Raw genomic sequence first — 15450 nt, 5'->3', positions numbered from 1 at the left:
ATGGAAGTACAACAGTTTCACTACGATAATAAAATCGTACAAAAATTCCTCTATGCCACGATGCTTTGGGGGGTGGTTGGAATGGTCGTCGGCCTTTTGCTGGCCTTCATGTTTCTGTTCCCCAACCTCACCGATGGGATATCCTGGTTGAGTTTTGGACGGATCCGTCCATTACACACCAACGCGGTAATCTTTGCCTTTGTAGGGAACGCCATTTTTGCCGGAGTTTATTACTCCCTGCAACGGCTCTTAAAGGCTCGGATGTTCAACGACACCCTGAGTAATATCAATTTCTGGGGATGGCAGTTAATCATTGTGGCGGCAGCGCTTACCCTTCCCCTTGGATACACTACTTCCAAGGAGTACGCTGAGCTCGAATGGCCAATCGATATCGCAATTGCCCTGGTATGGGTGGTCTTCGGGTGGAATATGATCGGGACCATTCTCAAGCGCAGGCAGCGCCATTTATACGTGGCGGTGTGGTTTTACCTGGCCACTTTCGTTACGGTTGCAGTACTCCATATTTTCAACAGCCTGGAATTGCCGGTTTCGGCCTTAAAAAGCTATTCGGTTTACGCCGGGGTGCAGGATGCGCTGGTACAATGGTGGTATGGACACAATGCGGTGGCCTTCTTCCTGACCACGCCTTTCCTGGGACTGATGTACTACTTTGTCCCTAAGGCAGCGAACCGACCGATTTATTCCTATCGGCTTTCCATAGTGCACTTCTGGTCCCTGATCTTTATTTACATCTGGGCCGGACCGCACCACTTGTTATACTCTTCATTGCCCGATTGGGCACAGAATCTCGGAGTTGTTTTCTCTGTAATGTTGATTGCACCGTCCTGGGGTGGGATGATCAATGGTCTGCTCACCCTTCGTGGGGTTTGGGACAAGGTGCGCAGCGATGCAACACTGAAGTTCATGGTGGTGGCCATCACCGGCTACGGGATGGCCACCTTTGAAGGGCCCATGCTTTCGCTTAAAAACTTCAATGCGATTGCACACTTCAGCGACTGGATTATCGCACACGTACACGTGGGAGCTCTGGCCTGGAACGGTTTCCTGGCCTTCGGGATGATCTACTGGTTGGTACCCCGAATGTTCAAAACCACACTACACTCCAAAGGATTGGCAAATTTCCATTTCTGGATCGGAACCCTTGGAATTGTCCTCTATGCCCTGCCGATGTATGTGGCTGGCTTTACCCAGGCCCTGATGTGGAAAGAATTCAACCCGGATGGAACCCTGGTTTACGGAAACTTCCTGGAAACCGTAACGCAAATCATCCCGATGTACTGGATGCGCGCTATCGGAGGAAGCCTGTATATCGTCGGTATGCTGGTTATGGTTTATAACATTGTCGTAACCATCCGCAAGGGAAGCAGCGTCGAGGACGAATTGGCCGAAGCCCCTGCCCTGACCCGTGTTTCCAAGCGCAGACTGGCCGGAGAAACCTTCCACAATTGGTTGGAAAGAAAGCCGGTTCAACTGACTATCCTGGCTACTGTAGCTATCCTGATCGGGGGAATCATCCAGATCGTTCCAACCCTGATGGTAGATTCCAATATCCCGACCATTACCAGTGTAAAACCCTATTCCCCTCTGGAACTGGAAGGACGTGACTTGTATATCCGGGAAGGATGTGTGAGTTGCCACTCCCAGATGATCCGACCCTTCCGAAGCGAAGTCGAGCGATACGGGGAATATTCCAAAGCTGGGGAATACGTCTATGACCACCCCTTCCTGTGGGGTAGTAAACGTACCGGCCCCGACCTGATGCGGGTAGGTGGAAAGTATTCAGACAGCTGGCACCTGAACCACATGTACGACCCGCAGAGTACCTCCTCCGGATCGATAATGCCCGCCTACCAATGGCTGGTGACCAGCAGGCATGACCGCAGCGATGTGGAAGCCAAAATGGAAGCCATGGTTACCCTTGGGGTTCCTTATACGGAGGAAGATATTGCAGGGGCTCAGGCTTCTATGGCCAGTCAGGCCGAGCAAATCGAAAAGAACCTGTACACCGATCCCGAGTTTGCCCGGACTTATGAGGCAGACAAGCAATATGCCCGGGAAAACGGTGAGGATTTCGTAGAAATGCGGGATCGGGAGATTGTTGCCCTGATCGCTTATTTACAGCGATTGGGAACCGACATAAAAGTGAATGACGCCACAGCACAATCTGAAAATTAAGAACAAGCAGCCATGATGAAATTTGTAAAAGAACACCTGCAAACAATCGATGGGGTAGCCACCTACCCCATGATTTCCCTGCTGATATTCTTCGTCTTTTTTGCCCTCCTCTTCTGGTGGGTATTTACGGCGAGTAAGGCACATATAAAAGAAATGGGGGAACTCCCCCTGGATAAGGATAACCACTAAAAGATACTATTATGATAAGCAGAATGCCCTGGTGGATTCGCGTACCACTATTGTTTTTCGCAATCTGGATCCTATTGGAATATTTTGTCGACACCTCCGGCAAACCCGCGGTCATGGAGTACCCGGTTACGCTGTTCTTCCTGTTGCTGGCCCTTGTATTGCTCATTGCGATTGAGGCCATTGTTGCGGCGGTGGAAAACGTAATGTTCCGCAGCTTGTCGCCTGAGGCACAGGAGCGCTATCTCGCCAACAAGAACAAGAAGCGGGAATGGAAATGGGGAAAGGATATGTACAAACGCCTTACCCGGAGCCGTTCCATTGAACGTGAAGGAGAGATTATCCTGGACCATAACTACGATGGGATACGGGAATTGGATAATGTTTTACCCCCCTGGTGGGTTGGGCTGTTTTATGCCACCATCGTATTCGGAGCGGTTTACCTGGTTCGCTTCCACATCCTGGACGATTATACCCAGGCAGAGGAATACGAGATGGAGGTAGCCGAGGCGCGCCTGGCCATTGAGGAGTATAAAAAGACCGCCAAGGACCTGGTCGATGTCAATACGGTAGTGGTACTTACCGATGCCGGGGATCTGGCCGCGGGTAAGGCTATTTTCGAGACGAACTGTGTGGTCTGCCATATGGCCGATGGCGGCGGGGGGATCGGACCCAACCTGACCGACGACTATTGGATTTTGGGTGGGGGTATCAAAAATGTCTTCCGCACCATTTCCGAAGGAGGTCGGGACGGTAAGGGGATGGTAGCCTGGAAAACCAGCCTGAAACCTGCAGAGATGGCTCAGGTATCCAGTTATGTCCTGCAATTTCAGGGCACCACTGCTGCAAATCCTAAAGCTCCCGAAGGCGAAATTTGGATAGATCCTGACGCCCCGGCTCCTGCAGAAGTACAAGCCGATTCTACTGCCACGGAATCCGAACAATGGGATCCCGATTCGTATTCCGGGGAAACCAATACAGACTGGGAAGGGGAATCCTCCTCAACGGAAAGCGATAACTGACCATGGACGGGGAAGAAAATTTCAGGGATTCCATTGGCACCATTTCCAAAGAAGGGAAGCGGGCCTGGATGTTCCCAAAAAAGCCAAGTGGTCGCTACTACAACTACCGCAAATGGGTGAGCTATGCCCTGTTGGCTTTTCTATTTTCTGCCCCATTCATCAAGGTCGGGGGAAATCAATTCCTGCTCTTCAATGTCCTGGAGCGTCGGTTTAATATTTTCGGATTTCCCTTCTGGCCCCAGGATTTTCACCTGGTGGTGATCGCCATGATCATTGGTGTAGTCTTCGTTGCCCTGTTCACCGTGGGCTTTGGAAGGATCTTTTGCGGGTGGATGTGCCCCCAGACCATTTTCATGGAAATGGTCTTCCGGCGGATCGAATATTGGATCGACGGCGACCGCGGGGCACAGATACGACTGGATAAATCCCCCTGGAATTTCAGGAAAATTTGGAAGCGGACGCTGAAGTGGGGCGTCTTTCTGCTGATTTCTTTTCTGATCGCCAACATTTTCCTAGCCTACCTCATCGGCAGCGATAAACTGATCGGTTACATCCAGGACGGTCCTGCAGCCCATACGGGGACAATCATCCCCCTGTTGATTTTTACAGCGGTGTTCTACTTTGTCTTTGCGTGGTTCCGGGAACAGGTCTGCATTATCGCTTGTCCTTATGGCCGGTTACAAGGCGTGCTGCTAGACGACAAATCCATTGTGGTAGCCTATGACCATAAGCGCGGGGAAGGACCCAACGGCCGAAAAAAGTTCCGCAAAAATGAGGATCGCGAAGCCCTGGGTCATGGCGACTGCATCGACTGCTTCCAATGTGTTCATGTTTGCCCCACGGGAATTGATATCCGAAATGGTACCCAGCTGGAATGTGTAAACTGTACCGCCTGTATCGATGAGTGCGATACTATTATGGAGAAGATTAACAGGCCCAAAGGACTCATCCGATATGCCAGCGAACACGAGATCAACACCAAGCAAAAGTTCCGGGTTACCTCCCGAATGAAAGGTTATGCCGCTGTACTTACCATCCTGACCGGACTACTGGTAGGGATGTTGTTCCTCAGAAATGAACTCGAGGCCAACATCCTCCGACTTCCCGGACAATTGTACGAGCGGAAAGAAAACAACGTGATCAGCAATGTATATACTTACAAACTGGTCAATAAGACCGTAGATCCGGTAGAGCAGGTGAATTTTAAGCTGCTCTCACATAAGGGGACTATTACCATGGTTTCCCAGGATTATTTTGAAGTGCCGGCGCAGGATCTTGCCGAAGGCACCTTATTTATAGAAATAAACAATGCCGCCTTAACCGGGGACAAGGATAAACTCAAAATAGGAGTTTATAGTGGCGATGAACTCATCGAAACCACCACCACCCAATTCCTCGCGCCGCGCAGCTATAACTAAAGCTTATGAAAATCAATTGGGGAACCGCAATCGTATTGGCCTTTATAGGTTTTATCGCCTTTATCCTGTATTTCGTGATCCGGGTGAGCACCGATGAACGTGCAAACCATGAATTGGTCACCGAATCCTATTATAAGAAGGAACTGGGCTATCAAAAGGAGATCGACGCACAGCGATCCGTTTTGGACAACGACGCCTCCTTGGCGTTTACGAAAACCGAAGAAGGGCTGCTCGTCGCGTTCCCGGATGGGTTTAAGCCCGAGGATATCAACGGTACTATTGGGCTGTATCGCCCTTCAAACAGGCGGCTGGATGTGGAAATCCCGCTGCAGTTAGAAAGCGCCGAATTGCTGATTCCCGCCTCAAAATTACTGGAGGGCCGCTGGGATATTACCATCGAATGGGCATATCAGGGGAAGCAATTCCTACAGAAAGAAAAATTAATCTATTAAGCGTATACCCTAACCATGCTACTCGCTGCACTGATACTGGGACTATTGGGAAGCCTGCACTGCCTCGGCATGTGCGGGCCTATTGCCTTTATGCTACCCCTCGGTCAGGAACGCATGCCTAAAAAACTACTCCTGGTAACCCTGTATCAGGCGGGAAGATTATTTTCCTATGCCCTAATGGGGATAGCATTTGGCCTGGTTGGTCGGGGATTGCAACTATTTGGGGTACAGCAGAAACTCTCCATAGGAATCGGGGTATTGATGATCCTGCTGGTACTCCTGCCGGGGAAATACCTGTCCCGGTTTGGCCCGGCGCGATTCCTCTATACGTTCGTTGGCAAGGTAAAGTCCGGTCTGGGTAAAGCGCTTCAGAAGAAGACCCCGGATACGTATCTTTCCCTGGGTATCCTCAATGGACTTTTGCCCTGCGGCCTGGTTTACATGGCTATTTTGGGCGCTGTTGCCATGGGCAACCCGCTGGAGGGAGGACTCTATATGACTGTCTTTGGACTGGGAACCGTTCCTATGATGACAGGAGTAATTTTCTCGAGGTCGCTGATGGGGAACAAACTCAAATTCAACCTGAACCGATGGATCCCGGCCATAGTGGTTGTGCTGGGATTGTTTTTTATCCTACGCGGACTGGGTCTGGGCATACCCTATATTTCTCCTGCGGATCCGGCACCAGTCCAGGCGATTTCCACTAGCTTTGAATGTTATTAAACCGTGACTATGAAAACTGAGATCTTTGTTCAAAACGTGAAATGTGGAGGATGCGGTACTACAATAAGCAAACGCCTCCAAAAACTTGAAGGCGTTAGTGAGGTAATGGTCGATCCGGCCGAAGGCAAAATAATCCTGGAGCACCAGGAGGAAGCCGCCCTTGACCAGGCTCCCAAAATTCTGAAAAGCCTGGGCTATCCGCTGGCCGAAGTGAGCAACAGCCTAAGGGATAAAGCCAAATCCTTCGTGAGTTGTGGCATTGGCCGACTCGATAAGGCTTAGAGCTACTTCTTACGAAATCCTGAAGGTAATCACCGGGATCCCACTGTGATTGGCCACATCTTCTCCGATACTTCCCATAAAGAAGTGGGAGAGGCCTTTACGACCATGGGTGGGAATACCGATCAGGTGAGCTCCATAGGATTCCGCAAAATTGATAACCCCGCGCTCTACGGTGTAGTCATTAAAGACTTCCACTTCAATTCCCAGGTTTGCTTTCGCCAGGAAGTGATTGATCTTCTCATAGGCCTCAGGAGTGCTTAAAAAGCCGTCTCCGGGCGTGTTGATATAGACCAACTTAAGAGAAGCGCCAAGGGCATTGGCAAAATCTTTGGCCTGTTGCGCTGCGGTGATGTTTTCCTCCCGGAAATCACAGGCAAAAACGAATCGCTCGATCGCATAGTCCTCGGGATGGTCGCCTTTGACCACCAACACAGGTATGGAGGAATTGCGAATCACACGTTCGGTATTGGAACCGATAAAAATCTCGTCCAAACCATCCGTTCCGTGCGAACCCATTACAATCAGGTCGGCATTGTGTTTTTCGGCCAGGTCATTGACCTCGGAAAACACTTTATAGTGTTTGATTACCGGAGTAAGATGAACATCACTTAAATAGGGTTTATCCAAAAAAGCGGCCATCCTTTCCTCAATCGCCTTAATCAGGTGAACCATTTGTACCTGCGGCACATATTCTTCCCCCCTGGAAATAATCGCCGGGGAAATTTCAAGCATATGCAGCACAAGCAACTCGGCCTTATTGGCCTTTGCCAGTCCGGCGGCAATCTTGAGCGCTTTTTCGGACTGATTGGAAAAATCGACAGGTACTATTATTGATTTCATAACACACTTATTTTGGGGTTATACAGTCATTGAGAATAATTGGGTTTCCGGTTGCTTGCGTTGCAGCCGTAAATCGAAAGCCATACTTATATTGCGGATAAAAGGCTTTCCGGCCTCGGTTACCACCAGGCCCTTTTCGGACATTGTCAGCAGGTCATCGGCGCGCAATTCAGAGAGGTTTTCAACGATACCCTCAAAATCGATTTGCGTCGCGTCCTGCGCCGTCCAGCTTGTCCGGAACTGGCACATTAAGTTTAGTATTTGCTGCCTGATTATGCGATCCTCCTCGGTGAGGATATGTCCGCGATAAACGGGAAGAATATCACAGGCGACCAGGTGCTGGTACTCTTCCACACTCTTCACATTCTGTGCAAAAGCATAACCGCTGTCACTGATACTCGATACCCCGAGACCAATCATGAGTTGGGTACGCTCGGGGGTATATCCCATAAAATTTCGATGTAGGGTTCCCGTTTCCAGGGCTTTGTACAGGGAATCGGTCTCCAGTGCAAAGTGATCCATGCCTATCTCGCGATAGCCGAGTTGGGTCAACAGGGCCTTGCCTTGTTCATATTGTTGGCGCTTGTCCGCCGGGCTGGGAAGGTTGGCTTCCTTATAGCCGCGCTGGCCGTTACCCTTCCGCCACGGAACGTGGGCATAGCTGTAGAAAGCGATGCGGTCCGGACGGATTTCCTGAGTGCGGGCAATGGTGTTTTTGACATGCTCAAGGGTTTGAAAAGGTAAACCGTAAATGATATCGTGTCCGACCGAGGTATAGCCAATGTCCCGCGCAAGTTGGGTAACATCACGCACCTGCTCAAAGGACTGGTGCCGGTTGATAGCCGTCTGCACCTGCTCATTGTAATCCTGCACTCCGAAACACACTTTCCTGAACCCCAAATCGTACAGTCCCTGAAGGTGTTCACGGGTGGTGTTATTCGGATGGCCCTCAAATCCCAAAGCAGCGCCCGCAGCCAGCCTGGACCTTCTGAGCAACCCTTCGATGAGCAATCTCAGGTTCTCCATTGAGAAGAAAGTTGGTGTCCCTCCCCCTAAGTGAATCTCGCGAATCAGCGGGCGTGTGCCCAACAGCTGCAAGTACAGAGACCATTCCTTTAGAACCGACTGGATATAAGGCTTCTCCAAATCGTGTCGCCTGGTTATACGCTTATGACACCCACAAAAGGTGCACATACTTTCGCAGAAAGGCAGATGAATGTAGAGACTAATACCTTCCTCCCGCGATTCGTCGTAGCTTTTCCTGACCGAAAACTGCCATTGTTTCGATGAAAAAGATTCCTCGTTCCAATAGGGTACTGTGGGATAACTCGTATACCTGGGTCCGGCAACATTATATTTTTGGGTCAGACTGCACATAGGTTGTTTTTTTCAGATCAAAGCTAGTCTGGAAACCCTGTTTAAAATATGATAAATGTCAGGGGGTAGCGCGCTTTCCTTATCTGATAAAAATCATATTTTCAGCCGCTTGGTGTCTTTAGTTTTGTTCAAAGTACTTGCGTTATGGGCGAAAAACTATTGCACGAGAAAACCTCACTTGACGACAAACGGGAATTCGTACGCCACCTGCTGGACGATGTTCACGCCCTGGAGTATTTACTCGAAAACGGCCTGTTCGAAGACGATGTCGTGCGTATTGGCGCAGAGCAGGAAATATGTCTGGTCGATTCCAACTTTCAACCGGCACCGGTTAATATGGAACTACTCGACATGCTCGGCGATGACCATTTCACTACGGAATTGGCGTCCTATAATATTGAGTTGAATCTGGATCCCCTGGCCTTTACCGGGGAATGCCTGTCCAAAACCGAATCCCTGCTGAAAAGCAATATGGCAGTGGTTCGCAAAAAGGCCGCCATGCTCAAGACCGCTCCCTTGCTTGCAGGAATCCTGCCCACCATTGGGAAGCGGGAAGTAGGTCAGGATTTCCTGACCCCGATCCCCAGGTACTTTGCACTCAACAATCGGCTGAAGTCCGATAAGGGCGGTGATTTTAGCCTGAAAATCCGGGGAGCCGACGAATTCTTCCTCGATCATGATACGGTTATGTTCGAGGCGTGCAATACCAGCTTCCAACTTCACCTTCAGATTCCTTCCAAAGATTTCATCGCGAGCTACAACTGGGCCCAGGCTATTTCTGGCCCGGTCCTTTCCGTAAGCTGTAATTCCCCCCTGCTTATGGGTCGGGAATTGTGGAAGGAAACGCGGATCGCACTTTTTCAGCAAAGCCTGGATACCCGTAAATCCTCGTATGCCCTGGTCGATCAAAGTCCGCGGGTAGGTTTCGGGGAGCAGTGGGAAACCGGGACCCTTGCCGACATCTTCAAAAGGAGCATTTCTACGCACAATATCCTGCTCACTAAGGACATTGCAACCGGATCCCTGGAGCAAATAGGAGCGGGCGAAGCTCCTGGCCTGGATGCCCTGAGGCTGCATAACGGCACCGTTTACCGTTGGAACAGACCCTGTTACGGGGTAGGTGGAGGAAAGCCACATTTACGTATTGAAAATCGCTATATCCCAGCAGGCCCGAGTATCCCGGACCAGGTGGCGAATTTTGCCTTTTGGATTGGATTGATGGCAGGCAGACCAGCTAAATTCGACGATATGGCCAGCCAAATGGATTTCAAAGCTGCCAAGTCCAATTTTATCAAGGCGGCCCGCTACGGTAAAGAATCACTCTTTTCCTGGTGTGGAGAATTGATGCCAGCCAAAAAGTTGCTCAGGAATCACCTGCTGCCTATTGCGCATTTGGGATTGCAGAAACGTGGAATTTCCGATGCAGACCGGGAGCATTATCTGGGAATTATCGAAAAGCGCCTCAGTGGTAGTAGTCCCGACCAGTGGCAAATCCGCAACTACCGCAAGCTGCTGTCCGAAACCAAAACGGGCCCGGCCCTGAAAGCGTTAACACGGGCGATGATCGAGAACCAAACCACGGGCAAATCCCTTCAGGAATGGCCTGAAATAACATCCACAGCTCTCGGTGAGCAGGGGATGCAGATCAAAGACCTGATGTCTACCCGTTTGATCAAAGCCGCACCGGAAGATTTTCTGAATATGGCCGAAGCCTTAATGCAATGGAACGACATCCATCACCTGCCCATTGAAAATAAAAATGGGGAGCTGGTCGGATTACTCAGTTGGAGCATGCTCGAAGATTTGCGGGATTCCTATTCCTTTTCCACAACCACTGTAGGCGAAGTGATGATAGAAAATCCCGTTTCGGTTAGCCCGGAAACAACGCTGGAGGAAGTGCGCAGGCTAATCGACACCCATCAAATCGGTTGCCTGCCGGTTTGTTCCCAGGGAGTGCTTATTGGAATACTAAGCAAAAGGGATCTGAGTTAGTGGAGCGAATTTTAGCACGCATTACTGGTGAAAAACCAGGACCGACCCTTGTTTTCTTTGCAGGACTGCACGGCAATGAACCGGCAGGTGTTACCGCCCTCCAGGAGGTTAGTGACCGTTTGAGTGCCCGGGAGGATTCTTTCCATGGCAATTTTATAGCCCTGGCGGGGAACTTGAATGCGCTGGAGAAAAATATCCGCTACCACGAGGAAGACCTGAACCGTATTTGGCACCACGAGCGGTTGGAGCAATTACTCAGTACAGGTGCCGTTTCCAGCAAGGAGGAATTGGAGCTATTGGAATTGCTGCGGGAAATCCACCTGATTTTCGAAAATTGCAATCCCCCCTTCTACTTCTTTGACCTGCATACGACCTCAGGACCAACCGAGCCTTTCGTAATAATGAATGATACCCTGCTCAACCGCAGGTTTACCCGCAACTACCCCCTGCCCACTATCCTTGGGATTGAAGAGTACCTGGGGGGGGCCTTGCTCAGTTACCTAAACGATAAGGGATATGTTTCTATCGGGTTTGAATCCGGGCAACACGAGGCTCCGGAGGCTATTGAAAATGCCCGTCATTTTATTTGGTTTACCCTGGCTATCACCGGCTTTTTAAAACTGGATGCGGCTATCCAGCGCAGTTTGCGCAACGACATATGGAACCAGGGAAAAGCTCGTAAAACCTTTTATGAAATCTACTTCCAGCGCCTCCTGACGGAGGGGGAATATTTTAAAATGCAACCCAATTTTGAGAACTTTCAATGGATTCCAAGAGGCACCACTTTCGCTACGGATTCCAACGGCCTGGTCACGACTAAAAAAGCCAGGCAGATCTTTATGCCGCTTTATCAGAAGAAGGGTCACGAAGCGTATTATTTTATCCGTAAAATACCCGGATTCTTCCTCCTGTTATCCAAGTACCTGCGTTGGTCCCGGATGGATGGTCTGCTAACCCGGTTACCCGGAATCGACTGGGCCGATAAGGAGCGGACCACGCTATTGGCCAATACGCGAATCGCGCGGTTTATGGCCAAATCCTTCTTCCATTTATTGGGATATCGGGCTCGTAAGCAAGATGCCGACCATCTGTTACTTCGCAGCCGGGAACGCAATGCGCGAACAAAGTCCTATGCAGCAGCCCCCTGGTACTAAAAAACCCCGAACGAAAATATCGTCCGGGGCTCAAAGAATTATCCCAAGAGGTTCACATCCTGAAACTATTTATTCCAATTTAAAAGTAATCGGGATGCTGTATCCCACTTTTACAGGAATTCCGCGCTGTATGCCAGGTTTCATCTTGGGAAGCGCTGTGATTATTCGCACAGACTCTTCCTCCAGTAATTTATCCGGGCCGCGGGTTTTAATGTTGGTAACATACCCGTCGGAGTTTATGGAAAACAGCACAAAGACTTTTCCAGAGATACCGAGTTCAAGAGCGGTAGCCGGATACTTGAATTGCTTCTGAACGTGTTCCTGCATTTTTTGATTAAAACAAGCCTTGCGCTCAGCTTCTGAACTCAATCCTTCACATCCGGGAAACACCGGTACATTTTCAATAACGGCGAAGGGAACGGTTACATCTTCTTCCACTTCCTCTACCTCGATATCGTCGGGGCGGTAAACCACTTCTTCGACGGCCATATCCTGACTACTCTCGGTACTTTCTATTATGGATTCCTCCACTTCCTCCAGGTTATCCACGATTTCGATAACTGCTGGTGCCGTTGGTGGAGCTGGGGGTGGCGGGGTGTTCACCGTCTGGGTCTGTGGGACCTCCTCCAATAGTACCTCTTCCATGTTGAAACTGGTATCGTAAGTCTTTACGGTATCATAGGTCTTGTGCTCCAGGAGGCGCCAAGTGGTAAATAATACAAGGGCAAGCCCGATCAAAAAATAGAGTCGGCTATTCCTATTTAAATCTGCCTGAGGGTTCTTCTTTAGTTCCATGATCTTCTGGATTAAATTCTCTTAAATGTAAAGCGATCCCCACGTAAAAAATATGATATAAATCAGGTTTGATTCTTTGGTAACAAACTGACAATCATCATGTTTTATACTGTTTTCAGCACCTACATTTGGGGTATTAATCCATTAAAATCCTTCGCCATGAAGACCATAAATAAGATCCTGATTCCTTTCGATTTCACCGAGGCCGCCATCAATGCCCTGGACTATGCCCTGGAATTTGCTGGCTACGATAAACCCATTGCCATTACTGCAGTTTACCTCAGTTCAAAACCGGTTTCCGAATACGAATTACAAGAGACCCAAACCTCCTTTAGGAATATTGTAGCAGACCTTAATAAGAAACCTATGATTTCACCGGCACTCCGGGTAACCGAGGGAGCGCTACCAAGCGCCCTGCTGGAGCTTCAGACGGAATCCGAAGCCGATTTGATCATTATGGGGACCATGGGCGATACCAGTCTGGATCAGCACGTAACCAATACCTCCAACCTGGTCCTGGAAGCAGAGTGCCCGGTTATTTCAGTCCCTATGGGCAGTGAGTCCAAGCGGCCGGAAGAAATCGCTCTGGTACTGGGGAAAGAGGAAATAGAGGATGCTAGCGTACTGGATTTCCTCCTGGCAGTGGCCCGCAGCTTCAATGCCAAAGTACACGTCCTGACCATTTACGCCGAATCGGTCTATGCAGAAAAAGTTGAGGTGGCCTCCAACGAGGATTCCCTGGAGTACTATCTGGAAAACTTCTATGTGGAGCACAGTTTCGAGAAAAACCAGGATGTTGAGCAGGGCATATACAACTACCTGGAAGATAAGAATATAGACCTGCTTGTCATTATCCCCAGGAACCATGCTCGCAAAACGGAACCTTCCGACGGACGCTTGACAAAATTGCTGACCCTGCATTCACGGGTGCCAATCTTAAGCCTTGATTAACGCATAAATAATGAATATGAAAACTTTGAAAACAACGATGAGATCATTGGAAAAATACGGATTGGGCAATGCCGATGCCCATTGGAACCTCAGCGGAGAAGAATTACAGCGAATTACCCTGGATTTGGGAATGGGGGTGGAAACCTCAGAAGGAACCCTTGCGATAAATACCGGAAAATTCACCGGTCGCTCTCCCAAAGACCGCTTTTTGGTCCGGGACGATTATACCCGCGACCTGGTATGGTGGGGACGCATCAATAAACCCATCAGTACGGAGCATTTTCAGGCTTTACATAAGGAAGTCATTAACTATCTCTCAGATAAAACTGTATATGTCCGGGATGCTGCAGTATGTGCCGACCCGAGGTATCAGATGAATGTTCGGGTGATTACCGAATATCCCTGGTCCAATTTCTTTATCAAGAACATGTTTCTGAGGCTTTCTGAGGAGGAGCTGGCTAATTTCGAAGAGGAATGGCTCGTGCTCTGTGCCCCCGGATACCAGCCGGAAAATCCGGAAGAATTCGGAATCATTGCCGGTAATTTTTCCATCTTAAATTTCACCGAAAAAGTGGCGCTGGTAGGCGGTTCTGCCTATACAGGAGAAATGAAGAAGGGTATCTTTTCAGCCCTGAACCTCATCCTCCCCACTGAAAAGAATGTATTGCCCATGCATTGCAGCGCCAATGTAGGTCAGGACGGGGATACAGCCATCTTTTTTGGACTCTCCGGAACCGGGAAGACTACCCTCTCCGCAGACCCGGATCGCAAACTCATCGGAGACGACGAACACGGATGGACGGCGGATAACCAGATCTTCAATTTCGAAGGGGGATGTTATGCCAAGGTCATCGATCTGACCGAAGAATCCGAACCCGATATTTACCGGGCAATTAAACCCGGCGCCCTCCTCGAGAACGTTGTCTTTAAACCTGGCACCGGGGAAGTTGACTTTTTCGACAGCAGTATTACCCAGAATACCCGGGTAAGCTACCCGATTGAACATATCGATAACATTCAGGTGCCCTCCCGGGCCGGGAATCCCAGGAACATCTTTTTCCTGACCTGTGATGCGTTTGGGGTACTACCTCCCGTATCTAAACTGACTCCCGGACAGGCGGCATACCACTTTATTTCCGGCTATACCGCCAAGGTGGCGGGTACGGAAGCAGGCATTAATGAGCCTGTTCCCTCCTTCTCGGCTTGTTTCGGGGAGCCATTTATGCCCCTGCATCCCACCATTTACGCGGAAATGCTAAGCGATAAAATGAAAGAATCCGGAGCCCGGGTCTGGCTGATCAATACCGGTTGGAGCGGCGGACCTTACGGGGTAGGATCGCGGATTAAACTGAAGTACACCCGAGCCATGATCAGTGCCATCCTGAATGATGAACTCGACAATGTCGAATATCAGGCGCACCCGATTTTTGGATTGCACATGCCTAAATACTGTCCCGGGGTACCGACTGAAATGCTGGATCCCATGAATACCTGGCTCCAAAAAGGTGCCTATATCAGTAAGGCTATACAATTGGCGCACTCCTTCCACCTGAACTTTGACAAGTTTGCCCGGGAGGCTTCGCAGGAAATCATCAACGGCGGACCGCTGATCGATTCCCACCACGAACTGGAAGATCACATATAAACCAGTAAATAATTAAGGCCACGGCTATACTGCGGGAGCTGACAAATGTCATAGAATCCCCATAGCCGTGGCCCTATTTTTGGATCAGTAATTAAGCGTAATTAAATCATTGAGCTATGAGTGCTTTAACCAATATCAAAAACGATTTCACACGAAATATCGCCGGATATTCTTCCATGGGTATCCTGCTTTCCACATGCCTCGGGGCATTCGCCATTATGATGACCCTGAGTTTTGGTAACGGATTGTTGCAAATGGGCATTGTCCTGCTGACCGTTGCGGTTTGTAGTGCGCATAACGCCGCCATACTTACGGTGCAAAAGCCTACTATGATCTATCGCCTTTTGGTGGTCAGCACCCTGGTTAATCTCGCAATTATCCTGGGCGCCTATTTACTGCAGCTCTAAAATAGCCGGG

15 protein-coding genes are annotated in these 15450 nt (G+C 49.6%); 12 read left to right on the top strand and 3 right to left on the bottom strand.

Annotated elements, in window-relative coordinates; translation table 11 throughout:
• Genes ccoN through BM318_RS07730 form a run of 7 tightly spaced genes read left to right on the top strand, consistent with a single transcriptional unit; the run spans position 1 to position 6279 of the window.
• Positions 1 to 2196 (top strand): cytochrome-c oxidase, cbb3-type subunit I, encoded by a 2196-nt coding sequence (gene ccoN, locus BM318_RS07760; protein ID WP_092981935.1) that lies wholly within the window; start codon positions 1 to 3, stop codon positions 2194 to 2196.
• Positions 2197 to 2208: 12 nt separating this feature from the next.
• Positions 2209 to 2385: a CcoQ/FixQ family Cbb3-type cytochrome c oxidase assembly chaperone gene (locus BM318_RS07755; RefSeq protein WP_092981934.1), complete on the top strand. Its 177-nt coding sequence runs from the start codon at positions 2209 to 2211 to the stop codon at positions 2383 to 2385.
• 11 nt (positions 2386 to 2396) lie between these two features.
• Positions 2397 to 3404: a cbb3-type cytochrome c oxidase N-terminal domain-containing protein gene (locus BM318_RS07750; protein WP_092981933.1), complete on the top strand. Its 1008-nt coding sequence runs from the start codon at positions 2397 to 2399 to the stop codon at positions 3402 to 3404.
• Between the two features lie 2 nt (positions 3405 to 3406).
• Positions 3407 to 4822, top strand: coding sequence for a cytochrome c oxidase accessory protein CcoG (gene ccoG, locus BM318_RS07745; RefSeq protein WP_092981932.1), 1416 nt, complete (start codon positions 3407 to 3409; stop codon positions 4820 to 4822).
• Positions 4823 to 4827: 5 nt separating this feature from the next.
• Positions 4828 to 5274 (top strand): FixH family protein, encoded by a 447-nt coding sequence (locus BM318_RS07740; RefSeq protein ID WP_092981931.1) that lies wholly within the window; start codon positions 4828 to 4830, stop codon positions 5272 to 5274.
• Positions 5275 to 5289: 15 nt separating this feature from the next.
• The gene (locus tag BM318_RS07735) at positions 5290 to 5997 is read left to right on the top strand and encodes a sulfite exporter TauE/SafE family protein (protein ID WP_092981930.1); all 708 of its coding nucleotides are present in this window, start codon (positions 5290 to 5292) and stop codon (positions 5995 to 5997) included.
• A 9-nt stretch (positions 5998 to 6006) separates the two neighbouring features.
• On the top strand, positions 6007 to 6279 hold the full coding sequence (locus BM318_RS07730; protein ID WP_092981929.1) for a heavy-metal-associated domain-containing protein: 273 nt from the start codon (positions 6007 to 6009) through the stop codon (positions 6277 to 6279).
• A gap of 9 nt (positions 6280 to 6288) precedes the next feature.
• Here the strand turns inward: BM318_RS07730 and BM318_RS07725 are convergent, their stop codons facing one another.
• On the bottom strand, positions 6289 to 7119 hold the full coding sequence (locus tag BM318_RS07725) for a universal stress protein (protein ID WP_092981928.1): 831 nt from the start codon (positions 7117 to 7119) through the stop codon (positions 6289 to 6291).
• Between the two features lie 18 nt (positions 7120 to 7137).
• Positions 7138 to 8496 (bottom strand): oxygen-independent coproporphyrinogen III oxidase, encoded by a 1359-nt coding sequence (hemN, locus tag BM318_RS07720; protein WP_092981927.1) that lies wholly within the window; start codon positions 8494 to 8496, stop codon positions 7138 to 7140.
• Positions 8497 to 8640: 144 nt separating this feature from the next.
• Between hemN and BM318_RS07715 the strand changes: the two genes are divergently transcribed.
• On the top strand, positions 8641 to 10488 hold the full coding sequence (locus BM318_RS07715) for a CBS domain-containing protein (RefSeq protein WP_092981926.1): 1848 nt from the start codon (positions 8641 to 8643) through the stop codon (positions 10486 to 10488).
• Positions 10488 to 11642, top strand: a complete 1155-nt coding sequence (locus BM318_RS07710; protein WP_177218271.1) for a succinylglutamate desuccinylase/aspartoacylase family protein — start codon at positions 10488 to 10490, stop codon at positions 11640 to 11642. The genes BM318_RS07715 and BM318_RS07710 overlap by 1 nt, the downstream gene beginning before the upstream one ends.
• A gap of 69 nt (positions 11643 to 11711) precedes the next feature.
• Here BM318_RS07710 and BM318_RS07705 read toward each other — a convergent pair whose 3' ends face one another.
• The gene (locus tag BM318_RS07705; RefSeq protein WP_092981924.1) at positions 11712 to 12437 is read right to left on the bottom strand and encodes an energy transducer TonB; all 726 of its coding nucleotides are present in this window, start codon (positions 12435 to 12437) and stop codon (positions 11712 to 11714) included.
• 159 nt (positions 12438 to 12596) lie between these two features.
• On the opposite strand from BM318_RS07705, the gene BM318_RS07700 reads away from it, so the two are divergent.
• From BM318_RS07700 to BM318_RS07690, 3 genes are all read left to right on the top strand, one after another.
• Positions 12597 to 13388 (top strand): universal stress protein, encoded by a 792-nt coding sequence (locus BM318_RS07700; protein WP_092982121.1) that lies wholly within the window; start codon positions 12597 to 12599, stop codon positions 13386 to 13388.
• Between the two features lie 10 nt (positions 13389 to 13398).
• Positions 13399 to 15033, top strand: a complete 1635-nt coding sequence (gene pckA, locus BM318_RS07695; protein WP_394333328.1) for a phosphoenolpyruvate carboxykinase (ATP) — start codon at positions 13399 to 13401, stop codon at positions 15031 to 15033.
• Positions 15034 to 15149: 116 nt separating this feature from the next.
• The gene (locus BM318_RS07690; RefSeq protein ID WP_092981923.1) at positions 15150 to 15440 is read left to right on the top strand and encodes a hypothetical protein; all 291 of its coding nucleotides are present in this window, start codon (positions 15150 to 15152) and stop codon (positions 15438 to 15440) included.
• The last annotated feature ends 10 nt before the right edge of the window (positions 15441 to 15450 follow it).

It is taken from the genome of Robiginitalea myxolifaciens (genome assembly GCF_900115205.1).
GTDB lineage: Bacteria > Bacteroidota > Bacteroidia > Flavobacteriales > Flavobacteriaceae > Robiginitalea > Robiginitalea myxolifaciens.
The sequence above is the reverse complement of the archived record's forward strand: the minus strand, read 5'-3'. Positions and strand labels throughout refer to the sequence as shown.

Bases quoted from the DNA above. Each gene is read 5' to 3' on its own strand.
- BM318_RS07715 (WP_092981926.1), top strand. From the start codon at position 8,641: ATGGGCGAAAAACTATTGCACGAGAAAACCTCACTTGACGACAAACGG.
- BM318_RS07740 (WP_092981931.1), top strand. From the start codon at position 4,828: ATGAAAATCAATTGGGGAACCGCAATCGTATTGGCCTTTATAGGTTTT.
- BM318_RS07755 (WP_092981934.1), top strand. From the start codon at position 2,209: ATGATGAAATTTGTAAAAGAACACCTGCAAACAATCGATGGGGTAGCC.
- BM318_RS07700 (WP_092982121.1), top strand. From the start codon at position 12,597: ATGAAGACCATAAATAAGATCCTGATTCCTTTCGATTTCACCGAGGCC.
- BM318_RS07750 (WP_092981933.1), top strand. From the start codon at position 2,397: ATGATAAGCAGAATGCCCTGGTGGATTCGCGTACCACTATTGTTTTTC.
- BM318_RS07735 (WP_092981930.1), top strand. From the start codon at position 5,290: ATGCTACTCGCTGCACTGATACTGGGACTATTGGGAAGCCTGCACTGC.
- ccoN (WP_092981935.1), top strand. From the start codon at position 1: ATGGAAGTACAACAGTTTCACTACGATAATAAAATCGTACAAAAATTC.
- BM318_RS07705 (WP_092981924.1), bottom strand. From the start codon at position 12,437: ATGGAACTAAAGAAGAACCCTCAGGCAGATTTAAATAGGAATAGCCGA.
- ccoG (WP_092981932.1), top strand. From the start codon at position 3,407: ATGGACGGGGAAGAAAATTTCAGGGATTCCATTGGCACCATTTCCAAA.
- pckA (WP_394333328.1), top strand. From the start codon at position 13,399: ATGAATATGAAAACTTTGAAAACAACGATGAGATCATTGGAAAAATAC.
- hemN (WP_092981927.1), bottom strand. From the start codon at position 8,496: ATGTGCAGTCTGACCCAAAAATATAATGTTGCCGGACCCAGGTATACG.
- BM318_RS07725 (WP_092981928.1), bottom strand. From the start codon at position 7,119: ATGAAATCAATAATAGTACCTGTCGATTTTTCCAATCAGTCCGAAAAA.
- BM318_RS07730 (WP_092981929.1), top strand. From the start codon at position 6,007: ATGAAAACTGAGATCTTTGTTCAAAACGTGAAATGTGGAGGATGCGGT.
- BM318_RS07690 (WP_092981923.1), top strand. From the start codon at position 15,150: ATGAGTGCTTTAACCAATATCAAAAACGATTTCACACGAAATATCGCC.